Here is a 21,856-nt window from a genome sequence, read left to right on the forward strand (position 1 = left end):
ACTCCCCTAGCCGGTCTCCGGTCCCCGGTCTCCACCGAGCTCCCCCTCCCACCGGCGGTACAGCTTGTGCGGCACCCCCGCCGCGTCCAGCGCCCGCCCCGCGACGAAGTCCACCAGATCCTGGATGTGCGTCGCGCCCGCGTAGAACGCCGGCGAGGCGGGCAGCACCACGGCGCCCGCCTCGTCCAGCGTCACCAGATGCCGCAGCGTCTGCCCGTTCAGCGGGGTCTCCCGCACCGCCACCACGAGCCTGCGCCGCTCCTTGAGCGTCACGCTCGCGGCTCGCTGCAGCAGATCCTTCGAGAGCCCCAGCGCGACCCCCGCCACACACGCGGTGCTCGCGGGGACGATCAGCATCCCCTTGACGTCGTAGCTGCCTGAGGACGGCCCGGCGGCCAGGTCCCCGGCCGCCCAGTGGCGGACGTCCGCCGAGTCCACAGGGACGTCGAAGGCGTCGGGCGTACCGTCCGCGCCGCGCGCCAGCCAGCGCCGCAGATCCTCCCGCCAGTGCGCGTCCCGGAATCCGATCCCCGTCTCATCGAGCAGCGTCAGCCGCGAGGCCCGGCTGATCACCAGGTCCACGGCCTCCCCCGCGTACAGCAGCGCGCGTAGAACCGAGGCAGCGTACGGCGTCCCGGACGCGCCGGACACACCGACCACCCAGGGCCGGCGTCTGCTCACTTCTTCGTGCGGCCTGTTCGGCCCGGGCGGCGGCTCCACACACCGAGCCTATCCGGCGGGTCTCACGGGCCGAGGCCCCGCACCACCAGGTCGAGCAGAGCGCAGCAGAACAGGGCGATTCCGATGAAGCCGTTCACCGTGAAGAAGGCGCGGTTCAGGCGGGAGAGATCGTCCGGGCGCACGATCGTGTGCTCGTACGCGAACGCCGCCGCCACGATCACCAGACCCAGCCAGAAGAAGGCACCGGCGCCGGTGGCCAGCGCGTACCAGACCAGCAGCAGCGTGGTGATCACATGGCAGGCGCGCGCCCCGTGGAGCGCCCCCGCGATGCCGAAACGCGCCGGTACGGACCGCACCCCGTGCTCCCGGTCGGCGGCCACGTCCTGGCAGGCGTAGATCAGGTCGAACCCGCCGATCCAGATGCCGATCGCGAGGCCCAGGATCACCGCGTCCCACGACCACTCCCCGGTGACGCCGATCCAGGCGCCGATGGGGCCCATGGCCTGGGCCAGGCCCAGGATGGCGTGCGGGAAGTCGGTGAACCGCTTGCCGTACGGATAGACCACCATCGGGACGACGGCGACCGGCGCCAGCGCCAGGCACAGCGGATTGAGCAGCGCGGCGGCGCCCAGGAAGACGACGAGCGCGACCAGCGCCCCCGTCCAGGCGGTGCGCACCGAGACCGCGCCGGTGACCAGCTCGCGGGAGGCGGTCCGGGGGTTCCGCGCGTCGATCTCGCGGTCGATGATCCGGTTGGCGGCCATCGCGAAGGTCCGCAGGCCCACCATCGCGACGGTGATCAGCAGCAGCTCGATCCAGTGGACGCGCTCGTCCCACAGCAGCATCGCGGTCAGCGCGGCGGTGTACGCGAAGGGCAGCGCGAAGACCGAATGCTCGATCATCACCAGGCGCAGAAACGCCCTGGTGCGGCCGGGCTGAGGGACGGCGGCAGCAGCGGCGGTCACAGCCCGTACTCCGGTTCACCTCCGCGGTGGCGGAGAAAGCCCGCCTCCGCGCTGCTGTCTCCCAGCATGACATCGGACCTCACAGCCCGTACTCCTTCCAGCGTCGCGTCACCCGATCGGCCGTATCCGGATCGGACTCGACCATGTGCGGCCAGCCGCCGTCGCGGGTGTAGCCCTCCTCGGGCCACTTGGCGGTGGCGTCGATGCCCGCCTTGCCGCCCCAGAACTGCTGGTACGAGGCGTGGTCCAGATGGTCGACGGGCCCTTCGACCACGCTCAGATCGCGGGCGTAGTCGGTGTTCCCCAAGGCGCGCCAGGACACCTCGTGCAGATCGTGTACGTCACAGTCGGCGTCGACCACGACGATCAGCTTGGTCAGCGACATCATGTGGGCACCCCAGATGGCGTGCATGACCTTCTGCGCGTGCTTGGGGTACTTCTTGTCGATCGAGACGATCGCGCAGTTGTGGAACCCGCCCGACTCGGGGAGGTGGTAGTCCACGATATCCGGAATGATGATCTTGAGGAGCGGGAGGAAGAACCGCTCGGTCGCCCGCCCCAGCGGCCCGTCCTCGGTCGGCGGGCGGCCCACCACGATCGACTGGAGCAGCGGGCGGGAGCGCATCGTCACACAGTCGATGGTCAGCGCCGGGAACGGCTCCTGGGGCGTGTAGAAGCCCGTGTGGTCGCCGAACGGGCCCTCCGGCAGCATCTCCCCGGGCTCCAGCCAGCCCTCGATGACGACCTCGGCGGCGGCCGGGACCTGGAGCGGCACGGTCTTGCAGTCGACCATCTCGATCCGGCGGCCCTGTACGAACCCCGCGAACAGGTACTCGTCGATGTCACCGGGGAGCGGCGCGGTCGACGCGTACGTCACCGCGGGCGGCGCCCCGAAGGCGATAGCGACCGGCAGCTTCTCACCGCGCCGGGCCGCGACTTGGTAGTGGTTGCGGCTGTCCTTGTGGATCTGCCAGTGCATGCCGATGGTGCGGCGGTCATGGCGCTGGAGGCGGTAGAGGCCGAGGTTGCGCACCCCGGTCTCGGGGTGCTTGGTGTGGGTGAGGCCGAGGTTGAAGAACGAGCCGCCGTCCTCGGGCCAGGTGAACAGCGCCGGGAGCGCGTCGAGATCGACGTCGTCGCCGGTCAGCACCACCTCTTGGACCGGGGCGTCCTTCACCTTCCGCGGCGGTACGTGCGCCATGGAGCCGAGCTTGCCGAACGCCTCGCGCAGCCCGCCGAAGCCCTGTGGCAGCTCGGGTTTGACCAGTCCGCCGATCTTCTCGCTGATCTCGTCGTACGAGCGCAGCCCCAGGGCCTTGAGGAGTCGGCGGTCCGTGCCGAAGACGTTCATGGCCAGCGGCATCGCCGCGCCCTTGACGTTCTCGAAGAGCAGCGCGGGACCGCCCGCCTTGTTGACGCGGTCGACGATCTCGCCGATCTCCAGATACGGATCGACTTCGGCCTTGACGCGCTTGAGGTCGCCTTCCCTGTCGAGCGCCCGCAGAAAGGAACGAAGATCGTCATAAGCCATGCGTCCCAGTATCCGGTACGCACTACCCTGGTCCCGTAACTGGGGGCCGCCTGGCCGGTCCCCGAACACCACACGCAGGGGGATCGCCTCATGCTCCGGGTGCTGATGATTCTGGTGCCGCTGGCACTCAGCATCTACGCGTTCATCGACTGCATCACCACCGAAGAGCGGGACGTCCGCTACATCCCCAAGCCACTGTGGGCGATCCTCGTCCTGCTGTTCCCGGTGGTGGGATCGATCTCCTGGCTGCTGGTGGGCCGCAAGCGGGCCGCGGCGACCGAGGTGCGGCGCCGCGAGTGGGTCGCCCCGGACGACAACCCCGAGTTCCTGAAGTCGCTGGGCGAGCGGGGTCAGCGCAATGAGCAGCCCGAGCCGGATGAGCGGCCTGAGCAGCACGAGCGGCCTGAGCAGCGCGAGCGGCCGGAGGACGGCGACGAGCTGGGCCGCAAGGCCGAGGGCCCGGACGACACACCGCCGCCCGCGGCGTCCTGACTTCCGACGGCGCGGGCGGCGGGGGCGGTGTGAACCGGCGGCTCAGACTCCGGCGTAGGAGTGCTTGCCGGTGACGAAGATGTTCACGCCGTAGTAGTTGAACAGGTAGCAGGCGAAGGCGATCAGCGCGAGGTACGCGGCCTTGCGGCCCTTCCACCCGGCGGTGGCCCGGGCGTGCAGGTAGCAGGCGTAGGCGACCCAGGTGATGAACGACCAGACCTCCTTGGGGTCCCAGCCCCAGTAGCGGCCCCAGGCCGCCTCGGCCCAGATCGCGCCCGCGATGATCGTGAAGGTCCACAGCGGGAAGACCGTGGCGTTGATGCGGTACGCGAACTTGTCCAGCGACGCCGCCGACGGCACCCGCGCCAGCACGGACTTGACGCCCTGGCGGTACTGCTTGCGCTCGGGGTCTTCGAGCTGCGCCTCGTAGCGGTCGCGGAAGAGGTAGAGCAGCGTGGAGACGGCCCCCATGTACAGCGAGGCGCCGGAGATGATCGCGCAGCTGACGTGGATCCACAGCCAGTACGAGTGCAGGGCGGGAACCAACTGGTCGCTGTCGGTGTACAAGACAGAGACAGCGAGTCCGAGGTCGAGGAGGATCGTGGTGACCAGGGGCAGACCGATCCAGCCGACGTTCTTCTTCAGCGCGAGCAGCACGAGGTATGTGGCGACCGCGACCATGCCGAAGGTCGTGGAGAACTCGTACATGTTGCCCCAGGGCGCCCGCTCCACGGACAGCGCGCGGGTGAGGACACCACCGGCATGAGTGAGGAACGCCAGCACGGTGAGGCCCACCGCGATCCGGCCGTAGACGTCGCCCTGCTCGCTGCCGCCCGCGGCGCCCGGCCCGTCCGGGACGTCGCGGCTGCCCGGGGCGGACCGGGTGATGACCTTCGGGCGCTCAAGGACGGCGGTGCCGCCGCCCTTCTCGGCGGTCTGGACCGTCACCGAGGCGCGGTCGGCGGCCGCGGTCTCGGGGGTGATCGCGGCGGCGGTGCGGCCCACGGCGCTGCGGCTGCCGAAGACCCACTCGGCGATATGGGCGAGGAAGGCGAGGGTGTAGACCGCCATCGCCGTGTAGATCAGCACATTGCTGTAGTGGGCGAGAGTTTCGTTGGCTGCGGCCGCGAGGTTCACGCGCGCGCTCCTTCTGCGGGATCTGCGGGATCTGCGGGTTCTGCAGGATCTGCGGTGTCTCCGGATTCCGGTTCTGCCGCCGGGGGCGCGTCCGTCTGGAGCCGGACGGCCAGATCGGCCAGCTCTTCGGGGAGCTTGGCGTATTCACTGCGGCCGAGCCCGGCCATCTCGACGACGGTCGCGCCGTCGGCCCCCCGCACCGCGCGGACCCAGACCCGGCGGCGCTGGATGAACAGCGAGCCGACCAGGCCCACCAGGGCCGCCACGGCGCCCAGCAGGGCGGTCTGGTCACCCGGCTTGTGCGAGATCTGGAAGCTGGCCCAGCTCTTGACGCCGTCGAAGGTGAGCGTGCCCTCGCCGTTCGGCAGCTTCATGGTGTCGCCCGGCGCCAGCGCCCGGGCGAACTTGGTCTTCCCGTCCGGCTCCAGATACTGCTTCATCCGCGACTTGTCGAGCTGGTACACGCTCTGCGGCGTACCGCCGTCGATGCCGAGGCTGCCGTGGTAGGCCGTCAGCACCAGTGCCGGATTGTCCAGCGCCGGGAACTGGGAGAACATGCCCTTGCTGCGCACCCAGGTCGGCAGGAACTGCCCCTGGTACGCGACCTGGTCGCGCTTGCCGCTCTTGTCGCGGTAGTCACCGAGCTTGATCACCATGCTCTCGGTGAGGTTGGCCCCGTCGATCGGCAGCCCGACCACCGGCCCCTGGTGCACCACCTCGCCCTGCCCGTCCCGGACCGTGACGACCGGCGAGTAGCCGTGGTTCAGCAGGAAGACCTTGTAATTCTGGATCTCCAGCGGCTCGTTGACCTTGATCGAGGACTTGCGGGCCTTCCCGTCGACGCCGTCCCAGTAGGTGACATCGGCGCGGAAGGTGCGCGGCGTGCGCATCTGGGGTCCGCTGCGCTCGTACGTCGCGTTGAAGCGGTCCAGCTGGAAGCTGAACGGTGCCAGGTCCTCGCTCTGGAACAGCTGCCCCGTCTTGATGTCGTCGTACTGGGTCAGGCTGTTGGAGAAGCCGCCGCCCTCGGTGATCAGGCTGCTGCCCTCGGTCTTCCACAGCTGGCCCGCGGCGAAGGAGACCAGCAGCACGATCAGCGCGGTGTGGAACAGGAGATTGCCGACCTCGCGCAGGTAGCCCTTCTCGGCGGCGACCGCGTTCCCCGTGAGCTGGCTGCGGAAGCGCCTCCGCTTCATGATCCGCTGCGCCGCCTCCAGCACCTTCTCCGGCTCGGCGTCGCTGCGCCAGGTGGTGTAGGCGGGAAGCCGGGTGAGCTTGCGCGGGGCGCCCGGCGGGCGGCTGCGCAGCTGGCCCACGAACTGCCAGGTGCGCGGCACGATGCAGCCGATGAGCGAGATGAACAGCAGGATGTAGATCGCCGAGAACCACACCGAGCTGTAGACGTGGAACAGCTGGAGCTTCTCGTAGATCGGGGTGACCGTCGGGTGCTTGTCCTTGAAGTCCTGCACCTTGAGCTGGTCGATGCTGGTCTGCGGGATCAGCGAGCCCGGGATCGCGCCCAGGGAGAGCAGGAAGAGCAGCAGCAGCGCGACCCGCATCGAGGTCAGCTGACGCCAGAACCACCTGGCCCAGCCGAGCGGCCCCAGCGAGGGGACGTTGATCTCCTCGGCGGGGGCGGTGGACAGCTGCGACCCCGCGGCGCCCAGCTCGCGGTCCTCGGCGCCCTTGCCGCGGTCGGCCGACGTGTCAGCCGCTTTGTCGGCCGCCTCGGCCGCCTTCTCGGCCGCGGAGTCGGTATCGGTGGTGGACATGGATCAGATCCCAACGTTGAAGCTCTGAGCCCAGCTCTGCGTATCGCTCATGATGCTGTCCCAGACACCTGTGAGCAGCAGCACCCCCAGGGCGATGAGCAGACCGCCACCGGTCCGCATCACCCACACGTAGTGCTGTTTGACCCAAGCGAAGGCGCCCAGCGCGCGCCGGTAGGCCACCGCGACGGCGACGAACGGCAGCCCGAGCCCGACGCAGTACGCGACGGTCAGCAGAGCGCCGCGACCCGCGCTCCCCTCATTGAACGCCAGCGCCTGGACGGCGGTGAGGGTGGGCCCCAGGCACGGCGTCCAGCCGACGCCGAACAGGGCGCCCAGCACCGGCGCGCCCGCCAGCCCCATGGTGGGGGTGATGTGGAAGCGGAACTCCCGCTGTCCGAAGCCCTTCAGCAGCCCCATGAAGGCCAGGCCCATCAGGATCGTGACGGCCCCGAGGATCTTGGAGAGGGTCTCCTTGTGCTCCTGGAGCGTCCAGCCGAAGTGGCCGAACAGCGCGCCGCCGGAGACGAAGACGGCGGTGAAGCCGAGTACGAAGAGCGAGGCGCCCGCGACCATCCGGCCGCGTCTGGCCTCCGCCAGATCCGTACCGGTGATCCCGGTGACGTACGACATGTAGCCCGGTACCAGGGGCAGCACGCAGGGAGAGAAGAAGGAGACCAGTCCACCGAGAACGGCGATCGGCAGCGCGAGCAGCAGCGCCCCGGTCATCACCGTCTCATTCGCACCGGTGGCGGCGAGCGTAGTCACAAGAGGTCACTTCTCCGCGATGAGCGGGTCGACCATCTCGCGCATCTTTTCCTCACTGAGCGGAGTGAGCGCGCGGGCCGCGATCTTGCCTTCCCGGTCCAGGACGATGGTCGACGGGATGGCCTGCGGGTTGAGGCTTCCCTTGGGGAAGCGCAGCATCAGCTTGCCGATCGGGTCGTACAGGCTGGGGTAGTCGACCTTGAACGACTTCTCGAACCTGAGCGCGGGGGCTCGGTTGCTGTCGCGGGTGTTGATCCCGATGAACTGGACACCCTTGGCCTTGGTGTCCGTGGCGACCTTGGCGAGGTTCGGAGCCTCGGCCCGGCAGGGCGCGCACCAGGATCCCCAGACGTTCAGGACGACGATCTTGCCCTTGTAGTCGGCCACATCGAGCGGCTTGCCCTCGAGGGTCTTGCCGGACAGCTCGGGAGCCTCCTGGCGGTCCCCCTTGGCCACGGTGTCGATGCCGCCCTTGCCCTGCACGAACTTGGTATCGGCCGATCCGCCCGAGGCGCCGCCGCTACCGCAGGCGGAAAGGGACAGCGCGGCAACCGCGGCCCCGGTGGCCAGCACGGTTGCGCGACGGAGGGTCGCGAGGCGCCGAGGGGCGCGGCAGGCACTCATGTGAAAAGTTTCGCATGGCCCATTTGCCGATCTTCGCCACCCCCCTCGGCCCCCGGGGGAGGGCGGTCAGCGGCCGCTCGCGCTCCACGCCTCGCCCACGCCGAACCCCTGAAGATCGGCGAGCACCGCCGGGTCCTGCGCGTCCATCCAGTCCGTGAGCTGCTTGAAGGACACCAGCCGCACGTCCTTCCGCTTCTCGTCGGCCATGTGCTTGAGCGCTTCCTCGACGGCGTCCATATAAATCCCGCCGTTCCACTTCTCGAAGTGGTTGCCGATGAAGAACGGGGCGCGATTGGTCTCGTACGCACGCTGGAAACCGGCGATGTACGCGTCGGTGGCCTGCTTGCGCCAGCCCGGGTAGTTGGCGGGCGGCGCGTTCGTGGAATTCTGCGACTGGTTGGCCAGGATGTTGTAATCCATCGACAGCACTTCAAAGGAATGCCCGGGGAAGGGCATTTGCTGCAGCGGATAGTCCCACAGCCCCAGCTTCTTCGACGGCCATACCTGACGCCCGCCGGGCGAACTGGCGTCATAGCGCCAGCCGAGCTTACGGGCGGTCGGCAGCAGATTCTGCTGTCCGAGCAGACACGGAGTGCGCCCGCCGATCAGTTCCTCGCGGTAATCGAAGGGCAGCGGCTCGACGTCCGTGAATCCGGTGTTCGTGCGCCACTGCGTCACAAACGACACCGCCTGCTCGATCTCCGACTCCCACTGGGCGGACGTCCAGTTGGCGCCGCTGCCGCGACCGGAGCAGAAGTGGCCGTTGAAGTGGGTGCCTATCTCATGCCCCTCCAACCAGGCACGACGCACGTTCTTCAGGGTCGCCTTGATGTGGTCGTCGGTGAGGTAGCCGATGTCGGAGGCGCCCACCGGGTTGTTCGGCGGCTTGTAGAGCGACTTCTTCGACTCCGGCAGGCAGTAAAGGCCGGAGAGGAAGAACGTCATGGTCGCGCCGTGATCCTCGGCGAGCTTCAGGAAACGCGGGAAGAGGCCGTTGCCGACCTCTCCCGCACCGTCCCAGGAGAACACCACGAACTGCGGCGGCTTCTGCCCCCGCTCAAGACGCTCCGGCTTGGGATCCTTCGGCCGGCCCACTCCACGGGAAGTTGAACCATCACCGATCGGCTTCGCCTGCGCCGTCCTCTTCGGGGCCGCCTTATCCGACCCCGACGATGAACAGCCGACAGCGGTCAGTGACGCGACCGCCCCCATACCAAGGCCGAGGATCCCCCTCCGGCTGACCTCACGCATAGCGTCCTCAATTCGCACTCGCCGTACTGGTTGCCCGGGTCACGGACGACCTTTGAGATGGCGAGACGAATAGCGGGGTTCCGAACGAACGCGGCCAATTACCGTTCCGGAACATAACCCCGGGAACGATTACCCCATGCGATGAGGCGCCTACAGCGCGCTGATTACGCGCCGACCCCCTTGGAGGCCCCCTTCACCTTCTTGGCGCCCGCGAGGAGATGGGCGGGGACGAGATCACGGGCCGGTTCGCTGTAGCCGACCGACACGATCTTGTCGCCGCGGTAGGTGAAGGAGGTGAGACTGGCCAGGGTGCACTGCCGCTTGCGCGGGTCGTGCCACAGCCGCCGCCGCTCCGCGAAGCTGCGCACGATCCAGATCGGCAGCTGATGGCTGACGCAGACCGCCTCATGCCCGCGGGCGGCGTCGCGCGCCGCACCCAGCGCCCCCATCATCCGGACCACCTGGTCGATGTACGGCTCGCCCCAGGAGGGGCGGAAGGGGTTGGTGAGATGACGCCAGTTGGCCGGCCTGCGCAGCGCGCCGTCGCCCACCCCGAAGGTCTTCCCCTGGAAGGCGTTCGCCGCCTCGATCAGCCGCTCGTCCACGGCCACGTCCAGACCGTGCGCCTTGCCGATCGGCGCGGCCGTCTCCTGGGCCCGCTCCAGCGGGGAGGCGACCACATGGGTGATGTCGCGCTCAGCGAGGTGCTCGGCGACCCGGTCGGCCATGCGGCGGCCCAGCTCGGAGAGGTGGTACCCGGGCAGGCGCCCGTACAGCACGCCCTCCGGGTTCTCCACCTCGCCGTGGCGCATCACATGGACGACGGTGATGTCGTTCTCGCTCGTTGTCATGTCACCCATCATTCAGTCGCCTCGGCGGCGGCCCGCGCCGCCCCCGGCAGAGCCTCCGCCACCCGCTCCAGCGCCCGCTCGTCATGGGTCGTCGAGACGAACCACGACTCGAAGGCGGACGGCGGCAGATAGACGCCCTGGGACAGCATCGAGTGGAAGAAGGGGGTGAAGCGGAACGCCTGCTGCGCCTTCGCCTTGGCGTAGTCCGTGACGTCCTCGTCGGTGAAGAAGACGGAGAACATGTTGCCCGCGGTCTGCAGCCGGTGCGCCACGCCCGCCTTGTCCAGCGCCTCGGTCACCAGCGCCCGCAGCCGCGCGGAGGCCGCGTCGACCTTTTCGTACGCCGCGTCGTCCAGCAGCCGCAGCTGGGCCACACCGGCGGCCGTCGCGATCGGGTTCCCGGAGAGCGTGCCCGCCTGGTAGACGGGCCCGGCCGGGGCGAGCTGCGCCATGACGTCGGCGCGGCCGCCGAAGGCCGCGGCCGGGAAGCCGCCACCCATGACCTTTCCGAAGGTCATCAGATCGGGTACGACTCCGTCGAGCCCGAACCAGCCCGCCTTGGAGACCCGGAAACCGGTCATGACCTCGTCGGAGATGTAGAGCGCGCCGTTGTCGGCGCACAGCTCCTTCAGGCCCGCGTTGAACCCCGGCAGCGGCGGCACCACGCCCATGTTGCCGGGCGACGCCTCGGTGATCACGCAGGCGATCTCGCCCGGGTGCGCGGCGAACGCCGCCCGCACCGCGTCCAGGTCGTTGTACGGGAGCACGACGGTCTCCCCCGCCTGCGCGCCCGTCACTCCGGGGGTGTCCGGCAGCCCGAAGGTCGCCACCCCGGACCCGGCCGCGGCCAGCAGGGCGTCCACATGGCCGTGGTAACAGCCCGCGAACTTGATCACCTTGGGGCGGCCGGTGAAGCCACGGGCCAGCCGGATCGCCGACATCGTCGCCTCGGTGCCGGACGACACCAGGCGCACCTGCTCGACGGGGCCGATCCGGGCCACGATCTCCTCGGCGAGTTCGACCTCGCCCTCGCCCGGCGTGCCGAACGACGTACCACGTGCGACGGCGGCCTGCACGGCCGAGATGACCTCGGGGTGCGAATGGCCGAGGATCATCGGTCCCCACGAACACACGAGGTCGACGTACTCGCGACCATCGGCGTCGGTGAGGTACGGACCGTCACCGGACACCATAAAGCGGGGCGTACCTCCGACGGCGCGGAAAGCCCGGACCGGAGAGTTCACGCCGCCGGGCGTCACGACGGCCGCGCGATCGAAAAGCGTCTGCGAAACTGGGGCTGCGTACGGATAGCTCACGCAAGCCATGTTGTCAGAGGGTGACGGAGTCCTGCCGTCGGGAGTTTCATAACGCCGACTCGGGGGAGGTCTCAGTCATATTGATCAGTTTGATCAGTCGCAATGATCGGGTTGCGCGGCGGCGGCCGCGAGTGGTCGGGTGGAGATATGCATCGCAGTGGCGAACTGGGTGAGGGGACTGACGATCGAGGCCCCGAGCGTCCCCGCCCCGGACGCCATCGGCGAGAAGACGCGGGCAGGGCAAGCAGGAGCGGGGGCCGCATGGGGGTGACCTACAAGTACTTCGGCGCGCCCGACGGGGCCACCGCTGCCCGGGTCCCCATCTCCATGCGCCCCGAGGAGCTGGGCGGTGACGAGCTGGGCCACGGCATGTTCACCAAGATCAAGCCGGAGACGGTGGCCGCGATGGTCCTCACCGGCATCGAGGGCGTCCCCCTGCACAAGGTGCCCCCGCTCGAACTCGTCGTCCTGCACCCGGACTACGCCGTCGTCAAGCTGCCGATGACCGCCGTCGACCCGCTGCGCGGCGTCGGCGAGGAGGCGGTGGGCGCGGCCGCGTTCATCTGGTCCACGGTCCCGGACCGCGGCGGCCCGCGCGACGCCTTCCTGGTCTACCAACTGCTCCACGAGTGGCAGGACTTCAGCCACCGGCTGCACGAGGCGGGCCATCAGCCGTACTGCCTCGTCTGGCCCTAACCCTGGCCTTCCCCCCATGCTCATCGCACGCTCCGTCATCCTGTTCGTCCTGGCCGCCCTCCTGGAAATCGGAGGCGCCTGGCTGGTCTGGCAGGGTGTGCGCGAGCACAGGGGATGGGCCTGGATCGGCGCCGGGATCGTGGCTCTCGGCGCCTACGGTTTCGTGGCCACGCTCCAGCCGGACGCGAACTTCGGCCGCATCCTCGCGGCGTACGGCGGCGTCTTCGTCGCCGGTTCACTCGCCTGGGGCATGGTCGCGGACGGCTACCGGCCCGACCGTTTCGATGTGATCGGTGCGCTGATCTGCCTGGCCGGTGTCGTCGTGATCATGTACGTGCCTAGAAGGTGAGCGGGCGGCCGTGGTGAGCGTGGTCGCCGTTGTCCTGCTTCTTGGTTGAGTCGAGGACGCAGCCGGTCTCCGGGTCGATCAGCACCCGGGTGATGGAGTGGTCGCACTCGACGTCCACGGCCCACACCTGGTGCGCGTCGCCGTTCTTGTGCTCCGGGTCCTTCTGCTTGTGGTGCGGGTCCTGCTGCTTGTGGTCGCCGCGGTGCTTGTCCTGCTTGTCCTGCTTGTCCGCGTGGTGCGGCTTCTCGGCGCGCTGCTTGTCGTTGTGGTGCGGGTCCCGGTGCTGGTCCTTGCGCTGACCGTCCTTGCGGTGCCCGTCCTTGCGGGGGTCGGCCTTGCGCGGGTCGTCCTTGTGGTGGTTCTTGTGCCGCGGGTCGTCCTCGGGGCAGTCGTCCACCAGCTCGGCGCTGACGGCTTTGCCGCCGACCTCGCACTCGGCGATCTCCACGGCCCGCTGGAGCGTCACCGGGCCCTCAGCGCTCTGCGCGTCGGCGGCGGTGGCCTCGCGCTTCTGGTGGGCGTGGGGGTCCTGGGCCGCGTGGTCGTCCTTGCGGGCGTGGTCGTCCTTGCGGGCGTCCTTGTGGTCGTCCTTGTGGTCGTCGTGGGCGGCCGGGGCGCCGTAACGGTCCTGCGGCTGCGGCATGGCGTCGGCGGCCTGCGGAGCCGCCTGCGGAGCCGCCTGCGGCTGCGGGGCGGCCTGCGGCTGCGGAGCGGCCTGCGGCTGCGGGGCGGCCTGCGGCTGCGGAGCCGCTTGGGGCTGCGGGGCCGCTTGGGGCTGCGGGGCCGCTTGGGGCTGCGGGGCGGCCTGCGGCTGCGGGGCCGCCTCGGGCTGGGCCTGGGCCGACTCGCCGTACTGCGCCATGCCGCGCTGCTGATAGCCGTGCCCCTGCGGGGCGTGGTTCTCGCGCTGCGGGCGCTGCGGGCGCTGCGGACGCTGCGGGCGCTGCGGGCGGCTGTTCTGGCGCTCGGCGGTGGCCTGGCCATTGGCGGCCGCTTGGCCATTGGCGGCCTGGCCGTTCCCGTGCCAGCCATTGCCTGACTGACCGTTCGCCGCCTGGCCGTTGGCGGACTGCCCGTTCGCAGCCCCGTTGGCGTGGTGGCCGTTGCCGTGCCAACCGTTGGAGGACTGGCCGTTGGCGGACTGCTCGTTGGCGTGGTGGCCGTTCTCGTGACGACCGTTGTCGTGACGGCCGTTCTCGTGACGACTGTCCTCGTGACCACCGTTGTCGTGACGGCCGTTCTCGTGACGACTGTCCTCGTGACCACCGTTGTCGTGACGGCCGTTCTCGTCATGGCCGTTGTCGTGACGACTGTCCTCGTGACGACTGTCCTCGTGACGGCCGTCCTCGTGACGACCATTCTCGTCGTGGCCGTTCTCGTCGTGGCCGTTCTCGCGCTTGCCGTCGGCGTGGTGCCCGTTCTCGTGCTGCTTGTGGTTGTTGTCGGCGTGCTGATGGCCATCCCCATGGCTGCGGTCCCCGTGCCGCTCCTGGTCCTGGGGGCATGCGGAGGCCGACGACGGCTGGGAGCCCAGCGCGCTGCCCGCAGCCCACGCGACCGACGGAGCGCCCGCCACCAGCGCCGCCGCCGCGAGGGCGCCCGCGGAGGCGACCCCCCAGCGGCGGAAGGACCGACGGGACCGGTGCAGCGTTCTGTTCTGATGGGTCATGACCTGAATTCACTCCTTGGGCGTGGGACGTCCGAGACCGGCGGCGCGCCGGACGCAGTGCACCCTTCCCCGGGGCCATGAGCGGATAGCGGTTTCCGATCTTCAGTCCCCCGATCGGCCGCAGATCAGAAGGTCATATCCTGCGTATGGATCACGGTGCGCTTTCCGTACCGGATCACGCGCATGCCACGTCGCCACAGGAGGGCCGATGACCACCCGTACCGCAGTCATCACCGGTGCCAGCAGTGGGATCGGGGCGGCGACCGCCCGCAGGCTCGCCGCCGCCGGATTCCGCGTCGTCCTCGCCGCCCGCCGCAAGGAGCGGATCGAGGCGCTGGCCGCGGAGCTGACGGAGGCGGGGTACGAGGCCCTGCCGTACGTCCTGGACGTCACCGACCGGGACGCCGTCACCGCCTTCGCCGAACAGGTCGACCGCTGTGACGTACTGGTCAACAACGCGGGCGGGGCCATCGGCGCCGAGACCGTCGCGGCCTCCGACCCGGCCGACTGGCGGGCGATGTACGAGGTCAACGTCATGGGCGTGCTCCATGTGACGCAGGCCCTGCTGCCCGCCCTCACCGCCTCCGGCGACGGCACGATCGTGGTGCTGTCCTCCACGGCGGGCCACATCCAGTACGAGGGCGGCGGCGGTTACGTGGCCGCCAAGCACGGCGCGCACGCGATCGCGGGCACGCTGCGGCTGGAGCTGTGCGGCGAGCCGGTGCGGGTGATCGAGATCGCGCCGGGCATGGTCATGACGGACGAGTTCGCGGTGAACCGGTTCCGCGGGGACGAGGGCAAGGCCGCCGCCGTCTACGACGGTGTCGCCGAGCCGCTGACCGCCGACGACGTCGCCGACACCGTCGCCTGGACGGTCACCCGGCCCTCCCACGTCAACGTCGACCTGATGGTGATCCGCCCCCGTGCCCAGGCCGCCCAGCACAAGGTCCACCGGGAGCGCTGAGGAGGCGGGGCCGCTCACCAGCGGCCCCGCGCGTTCACCCCTTCACACACACGACCTGCTTGAGCCGGGCCACCACCTCGACGAGGTCCCGCTGCTGCTCGATGACCTTCTCGATCGGCTTGTACGCACCCGGGATCTCGTCCACGACACCGGAGTCCTTACGGCACTCCACGCCCCGCGTCTGCGCCTCCAGGTCCTGCGTCGAGAAACGCTTCTTCGCCTGGTTCCGGCTCATCTTCCGCCCGGCGCCGTGCGAGGCCGAGTTGAAGGACGACTCGTTCCCCAGACCCCGGACGATGTACGAACCGGTGCCCATCGAACCGGGGATGATCCCGTAGTCCCCACGGCCCGCGCGGATGGCGCCCTTGCGGGTCACCAGCAGGTCCATGTCCTCGTACCGCTCCTCGGCCACGTAGTTGTGGTGACACGAGATGACCGGCTCGAAGACCGGCCGGGCCTTCGCGAACTCCTTGCGCACGACGTCCTGGAAGAGCGACATCATGATCGCGCGGTTGTACTTGGCGTACTCCTGCGCCCAGAACAGATCGTGCCGGTAGGCGGCCATCTGCGGGGTGTCCGCGATGAAGACGGCCAGGTCGCGGTCGATCAGACCCTGGTTGTGCGGCAGTCCGCGGGCCTGGCCGATGTGGTACTCGGCCAGCTCCTTGCCGATGTTCCGGGAGCCGGAGTGCAGCATCAGCCACACCGAACCCTCGTCATCGAGACAGAATTCGATGAAGTGATTGCCAGAGCCGAGCGACCCCATCTGCTTCGTGGCCCGCTCCTGGCGGAACTTGACCGCCTCGGCCACTCCCCCGAACCGGCTCCAGAAGTCGTCCCATCCGGCGGTCCCGAACCCGTGCAGCCGCCCCGGGTCGACCGGGTCGTCGTGCATCCCCCGGCCCACCGGAATCGCCTGCTCGATCTTGGACCGCAGCCGCGACAGATCGCCCGGCAGGTCGTCCGCGGTGAGCGACGACTTGACCGCCGACATCCCGCAGCCGATGTCCACGCCGACCGCCGCCGGGCACACGGCCCCGTGCATCGCGATCACCGAACCGACGGTGGCGCCCTTTCCGTAGTGCACGTCCGGCATCACGGCCAGGCCCTTGATCCACGGCAGGGTGGCCACGTTCCGCAGCTGCTGCATGGCCACGCCCTCGACCGTCGCGGGGTCCGCCCACATACGGATCGGGACGTTCGCCCCGGGCACCTCGACATACGACATGTTTTACTCATTCCCCCGCGAAAGTCGGAAAACGCAAAAGCCGGGCCCAAGGCCCATTCGCGACAGCCGACCGGCAGACGCGGCGGCCCGTGCGGTACACATTGTCTGCAGCCATCGCCTACGGGCGGCAAGCAGTTTTCGCTCGAAGGGACACGGATAGTGCAGCCAGCGCAGCGAACGGCTCGTGGACGGCGCGCCGCCCCGGCCGCCGCCCTGCTCATCGCCGTGCTCGCCACCGCGGGACTCAGCGGATGCACCGGCTCCGACTCCAAGCCCGGAGCGGACGACAGCGCCTCCGACGACTCCGGTACGGGGGTCTCGGCCGAGCCGGGCCGCTACGACACCCTCCCCGAGGCGTGCGGCGCCGTGAGCGCCAAGACGCTGCACCGGCTACTGCCCGGCGGCACCGAGGCCGACAAGTCGTACGACGGCCAGGCGACCGTGACGTACGACATAGACCGGCGCGACGGCTGCCGCTGGAAGGTCTCGACGCCGAGCGGCACCCGCTATCTGACGCTGGACTTCGAGCGCGTCGTCTCGTACGACCCGTCCGTGAGCGATGACGACCGGGCGCTGGAGCTGTACGAGAAGAAGGCGACCGCGGCCGACATCCCGGACACCCCGACCCCGACCTCGCCCTCCACCGGCGCCTCCGACGAGAGCGAGGACGAGGACGCGGACCAGCCGGGCGGCGACACGTCCGCCTCCTCATCGCCCGGCTCGGAGGCGAGCGCGTCCAGCGGATCGAGCGCCTCCAGCGGGTCCGGCGACGAGGGCGGGACGGGCGAGACCGGCAGCTCCGCCGGGAGTGAGAAGGGCAACAGCGGCGAGAACGGCGGCACGGGCAGTCCGAGCGCGGGCGACGATGAGGGCACCGCAAGCGACGGGAGCACCCCGGAGAACCCGGACGCCACCGCCCCGCGCCGCCTCGACGACCTCGCCGACGACGCGTTCCTCAATGACCAGCTGATCACCAAGGACTCCGGGATCCACCGCGACATCACGGTCGTCTTCCGGTCCTCGAATGTGATCGCCACCATTGAGTACGACGAGTGGTCGACCAACAAAAAGGACATTCCCGAAAGCGAAGAACTCCAGGGGAACGCCGAAGACTTGGCCCAGGAGCTGACCGGGCGTCTCACCGAATAGCGAGCCGGGCCGCCCCCGGGCGGAAGACCTCGGGGATTGGGCCGCCCGCGATCGGCCGCGTACCGTGCCGGTAATGACGCGGGCGGTACCACCGCCCATCGACAGAGATTGAGCGAAGGAACCATGCACCGTTCAGCCCCGCGACTCGCCCGAATACTCGCCTGCGCGACCGTCCCGGCCCTGCTCGTCGCCGGCTGCTCCTCCGGCTCCGATGACAAAAAGGACGCGGAGGGCTCGTCGAGACCCTCCTCACCCAGTGCCTCGCCGTCCGTCGCGGCGGCAAAGTTCAGCAAGCTTCCCGATGTGTGTACGTCCCTGTCGGGCGACACCGTCGACAAGCTGGTCCCCAAGGCGAAGACCAAGAAGGGCAAGGCCCTTCCCTCGGGTGACACCAACACCTCCGCCACCTGCCTGTGGAACGGCCTCGACGGCTTCAAGTACCGCTCGCTGTCCCTCTCGCTGAAGCTCTTCAAGTCCGACGCGGGGCTCGGCACCGGCGACAAGCGCGCCCAGGAGTACGCCACCCAGCAGGCCGAGAAGGCCTCCTCCGGGGAGGGGCTGAAGAGCCCCAAGACCGAGCAGACGGCCATCGGTGACGCGGCGACCACCGTCCGTACCGAGGAGAAGCGCGACGGCGACGACTTCCGGAACCAGACGGTCGTCGCCCGGACCGCGAACGTCGTGGTGACCATCGAGTACGACGGCGCGGGCTACGAGACCGAGAAGACGCCGGACGCCACCAAGCTGATGGAGGACGCCAAGTCCGCCGCCAAGGAGGTCGTCGAATCCGTCGCGAAGGGCACCGGCGGCGCCGGTGGCGGCAAGGATGCGCCGGGTTCCGGCGGTTCCAAGTCCGCCGACAAGCCCAAGGCCTCGGAGGGCTCGAAGGACTCCTAGAGCGGCGCCTAGCCGCCTCCGCCACCCCCTTCCCGTCCGTGGCGATTGACGTGTATGCGACCCTGGGCGCGCTGCATGCCAAGGCTTATCGCCAAGGACGGGGAGGGATCGCGGGTGGCCGCGATGCAACTGACAAGAACGCATCGAATACTGATCGGCGTGGTCGTGGCCGGGGCGGTGGTGATCGCCGCGATCGGCTTCGCGGGGTCCTACTCCGCGGTCCGCGACCTCGCCGAGAAGAAGGGCTTCGGCGCCTTCGCCAACGTCTTCCCCATCGGGATCGACGCCGGGATCTGCGTCCTGCTGGCGCTGGATCTGCTGCTGACCTGGATCCGCATCCCCTTCCCGCTGCTGCGCCAGACCGCGTGGATGCTGACGGCGGCCACGATCGCCTTCAACGGCGCCGCCGCCTGGCCGGATCCGATCGGCGTCGGCATGCACGGCGTCATCCCGGTGCTCTTCGTGGTCTCCGTGGAGGCCGCTCGGCACGCGATCGGCCGCATCGCCGACATCACCGCCGACCGGCACATGGAGTCGGTCCGCATCGTCCGCTGGCTGCTGGCGCCGATTCCGACCTTCCGGCTGTGGCGCCGGATGAAGCTGTGGGAGCTGCGCAGCTACGACGAGGTCATCCAGCTGGAGCAGGACCGGCTGGTCTACCAGACCCGGCTGCAGGCCCGCTACGGCCGGAACTGGCGCCGTAAGGCCCCGGTGGAGGCGCTGATGCCGCTGCGGCTGGCGCGCTACGGGGTACCGCTGTCCGACACCGCACCCGCGGGCCTGGAGGCGGCCGGGCTGGAACCGGGCGCCTTCTCCCCGTCCGCGCTGCCCTCGGGCACGGGCGCGTCGGGTACGGGCACGCCGGGCGCCGCGGGGGGCGGGGCCTGGCAGGCGCCGGGCGCGGCGTACCCGGGGATGCGGCAGGGCGTCTACGGCCCGGCCAACGGCACCGGCTTCGCCGCCGCTCCCGGACAGCAGCAGCCGCAGCAGCTGCCCCTCTCGCTGCCGCTGCCGGTGTACCAGCAGCAGACGGGAGCGGACCACGACGGCCGGGGCGCCGTCCCGTTCGACCCGGCCGCCGCCCATCCGGCGCAGGCCGAGCACCCGGTGCAGCCCGAACATCAGGCCCAGCAGATGCAGCAGGCCCAGCAGGCGCAGCAGATGCAGCCGGGCGTGCCGCAGCAGCCCGGGCAGCCGCAGGTCACCGTGCCCGTAGGACCGAACCGGGTCCGCCAGCTCGGCGGCCAGGGCCCGGGCAACGCCCAGGGCGCGTACGTCCCGGAGCAGCGCGGCCAGGAGCAGGCGTACGCCGAGTACGAGCAGCCGGGGGCGCCCGTCGCCACGGCGACCATGCCGGACGACGTCCCGCGCGACGAGGTGTTCTACGCGACCTACCGGCAGTACCTCGCCGACAACGGGCGCTTCCCCTCGGCGTACCAGTTCGGGCAGCGGCTGCGGGAGGCGTACGGCGTCGCCGACCTCAGCAACGACGAGCTGACCGGCTATGTGAACGACTACAAGGACCGCTACCGCACGGAGATGCAGGCGGAGCACATCCCGTAACCGTCAGGCTCCGCCTTTCCCTCGGGCGCCGGGCGGACCCGGCGCCCGCCCGGCTCAGGGGCCTACCGGCTCAGGCCGCGAGCAGCTTGCGCACCCGGTCCGCCCCCACCGCGAGCAGCAGGGTGGGCAGCCTCGGACCGGTGTCCCGCCCGACCAGCAGCTGGTAGAGCAGCGCGAAGAACGCCCGCTGCGCGACCTTCAGCTCCGGCGTCGGCTTGGCGTCCGCCGACAGCCCGGCCTGGAGCTTCGGCACGCCGTAGACCAGCGTCGTCAGCCCGTCGAGCGACCAGTGCTCGTCCAGCCCGTCGAGCAGCAGCCGCAGCGACGCGCGCTCGGTCTCGCCGAGCGAGGCCAGCAGCTCGGTGTCCGGCTCGTCCCGGACCCGGGTGCGCTGCTCGGCCGGGACCTGGGTGGTGATCCAGCGCTCGGCCCGGTCGAGCCGCGGCCGCGTCTCGTCCAGGGACTTCACCGGGTTCGCCGGGTCCAGCTCGCCGAGGATGCGCAGCGTCTGCTCGTCGTGCCCGGTGGTGATGTCCACCACGGAGGCGAGCATCCGGTACGGCAGCGGGCGCGGGGTGCGGGGCAGCTCACCGGTGGCGGTGCGGGTCGCCCGGCTGTGCGCGGCGGCGTCCGCGGGCTGCGCCGAACCGTCGCCGATCTTGCGCTCCAGGGCGTCCCACTCGTCGTAGGTGCGCTGGATCTCCTGATCGAAGGCGATCTTGAAGGACTGGTTCGGCCGACGGCGCGCGTACAGCCAGCGCAGCAGCGGCGCCTCCATGATCTCCAGCGCGTCGGCCGGGGTCGGCACGCCGCCCTTGGAGGAGGACATCTTGGCCATGCCGCTGATGCCGACGAACGCGTACATCGGGCCGATCGGCTGGTCGCCGCCGAAGACCTCGCGGACGATCTGCCCGCCGACCACGAACGAGGAGCCGGGCGAGGAGTGATCGACGCCGGACGGCTCGAAGACGACGCCCTCGTACGCCCAGCGCATCGGCCAGTCGACCTTCCAGACCAGCTTGCCCCGGTCGTGCTCGCTGAGCAGCACGGTCTCGCCGTGGCCGCAGGCGCAGGTGTACGCCAGCTCCGTGGTCTCGTCGTCGTACGAGGTCACGGTCGTCAGATCGCGCTCGCAGACCGAGCAGTACGGCTTGTACGGGAAGTACCCGGCGCCGCCCGCGCTGCCGTCGTCCTCGGCGGCCGCGCCGGAGCCCTCGGCGGCCTCCAGCTCGGCCTCGTCGACCGGCTTCTGCTGCTTCTGCTGCGGCTTCTTCGCCGCCTGCTTGTCCTTGTCCTTGTCCTTGTCCTTCGTGCGGTACCGGTCGAGCACGGCGTCGATCTGCCCGCGGTGGCGCATCGCGTGCAGGATCTGCTCGCGGTAGGCACCCGAGGTGTACTTCTCCGTCTGGCTGATGCCGTGGAACTCGATGCCCATCGCACCCAGCGCCTCGATCATCGGCGCCTTGAAGTGCTCGGCCCAGTTCGGGTACGCGGAGCCGGGCGGGGCCGGGACCGAGGTCAGCGGCTTGCCGATGTGCTCGGACCAGGACGGGTCGATCCCGGCCGGAACCTTCCGGTACCGGTCGTAGTCGTCCCAGGACACGATGTGGACGCATTCGTACCCGCGGCGCCGGATCTCGTCGGCCACCAGGTGCGGCGTCATGACCTCGCGCAGATTGCCGAGGTGGATCGGGCCGGACGGGCTGAGTCCCGAGGCGCAGACGATGGGTTTGCCGGGCGCGCGTCGCTCCGCCTCGGCAATGACCTCGTCCGCGAAACGGGAGACCCAGTCGGTCTCGGTGCTCTGAGCCACGGTCGGCACTTCCTTCCTTGCGGTCATGGCACCGACCATTGTCCCAGACGGAGAGGGAGCCTTCGGGGTTGCCCACAGGTTGTCGGCGTTATCCACAGCGCGGGCACGCCGAGGGCACGTCGGGAGTTATCCACAGCTGTCCA

General features: G+C 69.9%; 20 protein-coding genes. 7 read left to right on the plus strand and 13 right to left on the minus strand.

The annotated features are described in order from the left end of the window. Positions 1–6 precede the first annotated feature (6 nt). The 3 genes from ACWC5C_RS33795 to ACWC5C_RS33805 all read right to left on the minus strand — a co-directional run bounded on the left by ACWC5C_RS33795 (position 7) and on the right by ACWC5C_RS33805 (position 3,177). Positions 7–681: a UbiX family flavin prenyltransferase gene (locus ACWC5C_RS33795; RefSeq protein ID WP_450881743.1), complete on the minus strand. Its 675-nt coding sequence runs from the start codon at positions 679–681 to the stop codon at positions 7–9. Between the two features lie 62 nt (positions 682–743). Next, positions 744–1,646, minus strand: coding sequence for a menaquinone biosynthesis prenyltransferase MqnP (gene mqnP / locus ACWC5C_RS33800; protein ID WP_450881745.1), 903 nt, complete (start codon positions 1,644–1,646; stop codon positions 744–746). A 79-nt stretch (positions 1,647–1,725) separates the two neighbouring features. Beyond that, positions 1,726–3,177 (minus strand): menaquinone biosynthesis decarboxylase, encoded by a 1,452-nt coding sequence (locus ACWC5C_RS33805; RefSeq protein ID WP_450881747.1) that lies wholly within the window; start codon positions 3,175–3,177, stop codon positions 1,726–1,728. Positions 3,178–3,267: 90 nt separating this feature from the next. Here ACWC5C_RS33805 and ACWC5C_RS33810 point away from each other — a divergent pair, with 90 nt between their 5' ends. After that, a complete protein-coding gene (locus ACWC5C_RS33810; protein WP_450881749.1) occupies positions 3,268–3,669 on the plus strand; it encodes a PLD nuclease N-terminal domain-containing protein in 402 nt (133 codons plus the stop codon). Positions 3,670–3,711: 42 nt separating this feature from the next. On the opposite strand, the gene ccsB is transcribed toward ACWC5C_RS33810, so the two are convergent. The 7 genes from ccsB to hemL form a co-directional block, all read right to left on the minus strand. Next, on the minus strand, positions 3,712–4,806 hold the full coding sequence (ccsB, locus tag ACWC5C_RS33815; protein WP_450881751.1) for a c-type cytochrome biogenesis protein CcsB: 1,095 nt from the start codon (positions 4,804–4,806) through the stop codon (positions 3,712–3,714). Then, a complete protein-coding gene (gene resB, locus ACWC5C_RS33820) occupies positions 4,803–6,578 on the minus strand; it encodes a cytochrome c biogenesis protein ResB (protein ID WP_450881752.1) in 1,776 nt (591 codons plus the stop codon). Before resB ends, ccsB begins: the two co-directional genes overlap by 4 nt. Before the next feature lie 3 nt (positions 6,579–6,581). Beyond that, positions 6,582–7,343 carry a cytochrome c biogenesis CcdA family protein gene (locus ACWC5C_RS33825; RefSeq protein WP_385440780.1) on the minus strand — a complete coding sequence of 254 codons (762 nt, stop codon included), beginning with the start codon at positions 7,341–7,343 and terminating at the stop codon, positions 6,582–6,584. 6 nt (positions 7,344–7,349) lie between these two features. Further along, positions 7,350–7,967 carry a TlpA family protein disulfide reductase gene (locus ACWC5C_RS33830; RefSeq protein ID WP_450881754.1) on the minus strand — a complete coding sequence of 206 codons (618 nt, stop codon included), beginning with the start codon at positions 7,965–7,967 and terminating at the stop codon, positions 7,350–7,352. A 66-nt stretch (positions 7,968–8,033) separates the two neighbouring features. Then, a complete protein-coding gene (locus tag ACWC5C_RS33835) occupies positions 8,034–9,218 on the minus strand; it encodes a hypothetical protein (RefSeq protein ID WP_450881756.1) in 1,185 nt (394 codons plus the stop codon). Between the two features lie 164 nt (positions 9,219–9,382). Then, the gene (locus tag ACWC5C_RS33840; protein ID WP_450881758.1) at positions 9,383–10,069 is read right to left on the minus strand and encodes a histidine phosphatase family protein; all 687 of its coding nucleotides are present in this window, start codon (positions 10,067–10,069) and stop codon (positions 9,383–9,385) included. Between the two features lie 8 nt (positions 10,070–10,077). Beyond that, positions 10,078–11,394, minus strand: a complete 1,317-nt coding sequence (hemL, locus tag ACWC5C_RS33845; protein ID WP_385440791.1) for a glutamate-1-semialdehyde 2,1-aminomutase — start codon at positions 11,392–11,394, stop codon at positions 10,078–10,080. A gap of 138 nt (positions 11,395–11,532) precedes the next feature. Here hemL and ACWC5C_RS33850 point away from each other — a divergent pair, with 138 nt between their 5' ends. Together ACWC5C_RS33850 and ACWC5C_RS33855 are read left to right on the plus strand one after the other, a co-directional pair. Then, positions 11,533–12,081, plus strand: a complete 549-nt coding sequence (locus tag ACWC5C_RS33850; RefSeq protein WP_358628016.1) for a hypothetical protein — start codon at positions 11,533–11,535, stop codon at positions 12,079–12,081. A gap of 16 nt (positions 12,082–12,097) precedes the next feature. After that, a complete protein-coding gene (locus ACWC5C_RS33855) occupies positions 12,098–12,430 on the plus strand; it encodes a YnfA family protein (RefSeq protein ID WP_385440793.1) in 333 nt (110 codons plus the stop codon). Here ACWC5C_RS33855 and ACWC5C_RS33860 read toward each other — a convergent pair. Continuing rightward, positions 12,420–14,099, minus strand: coding sequence for a hypothetical protein (locus ACWC5C_RS33860; protein ID WP_450881761.1), 1,680 nt, complete (start codon positions 14,097–14,099; stop codon positions 12,420–12,422). The genes ACWC5C_RS33855 and ACWC5C_RS33860 overlap by 11 nt on opposite strands. Before the next feature lie 208 nt (positions 14,100–14,307). Here ACWC5C_RS33860 and ACWC5C_RS33865 point away from each other — a divergent pair, with 208 nt between their 5' ends. Then, entirely contained in the window at positions 14,308–15,063 is a 756-nt protein-coding gene (locus tag ACWC5C_RS33865; protein WP_450881763.1) for an SDR family oxidoreductase, read from the plus strand. A 34-nt stretch (positions 15,064–15,097) separates the two neighbouring features. Here the strand turns inward: ACWC5C_RS33865 and ACWC5C_RS33870 are convergent, their stop codons facing one another. After that, complete coding sequence (locus tag ACWC5C_RS33870) at positions 15,098–16,291, minus strand: RtcB family protein (RefSeq protein WP_450881765.1); 1,194 nt, start codon at positions 16,289–16,291, stop codon at positions 15,098–15,100. 159 nt (positions 16,292–16,450) lie between these two features. Here ACWC5C_RS33870 and ACWC5C_RS33875 point away from each other — a divergent pair, with 159 nt between their 5' ends. The 3 genes from ACWC5C_RS33875 (at position 16,451) to ACWC5C_RS33885 (ending at position 19,900) form a co-directional block, all read left to right on the plus strand. Next, positions 16,451–17,440, plus strand: a complete 990-nt coding sequence (locus tag ACWC5C_RS33875) for a DUF3558 domain-containing protein (protein WP_450881767.1) — start codon at positions 16,451–16,453, stop codon at positions 17,438–17,440. Positions 17,441–17,563: 123 nt separating this feature from the next. Beyond that, entirely contained in the window at positions 17,564–18,337 is a 774-nt protein-coding gene (locus tag ACWC5C_RS33880; RefSeq protein WP_450881769.1) for a hypothetical protein, read from the plus strand. Positions 18,338–18,451: 114 nt separating this feature from the next. Next, entirely contained in the window at positions 18,452–19,900 is a 1,449-nt protein-coding gene (locus tag ACWC5C_RS33885; protein ID WP_450881771.1) for a DUF2637 domain-containing protein, read from the plus strand. Between the two features lie 70 nt (positions 19,901–19,970). Here ACWC5C_RS33885 and lysS read toward each other — a convergent pair whose 3' ends face one another. Further along, positions 19,971–21,740 (minus strand): lysine--tRNA ligase, encoded by a 1,770-nt coding sequence (gene lysS, locus ACWC5C_RS33890; protein ID WP_450881773.1) that lies wholly within the window; start codon positions 21,738–21,740, stop codon positions 19,971–19,973. Positions 21,741–21,856 lie beyond the last annotated feature (116 nt).

The organism is Streptomyces sp. NPDC001700, assembly GCF_053596435.1.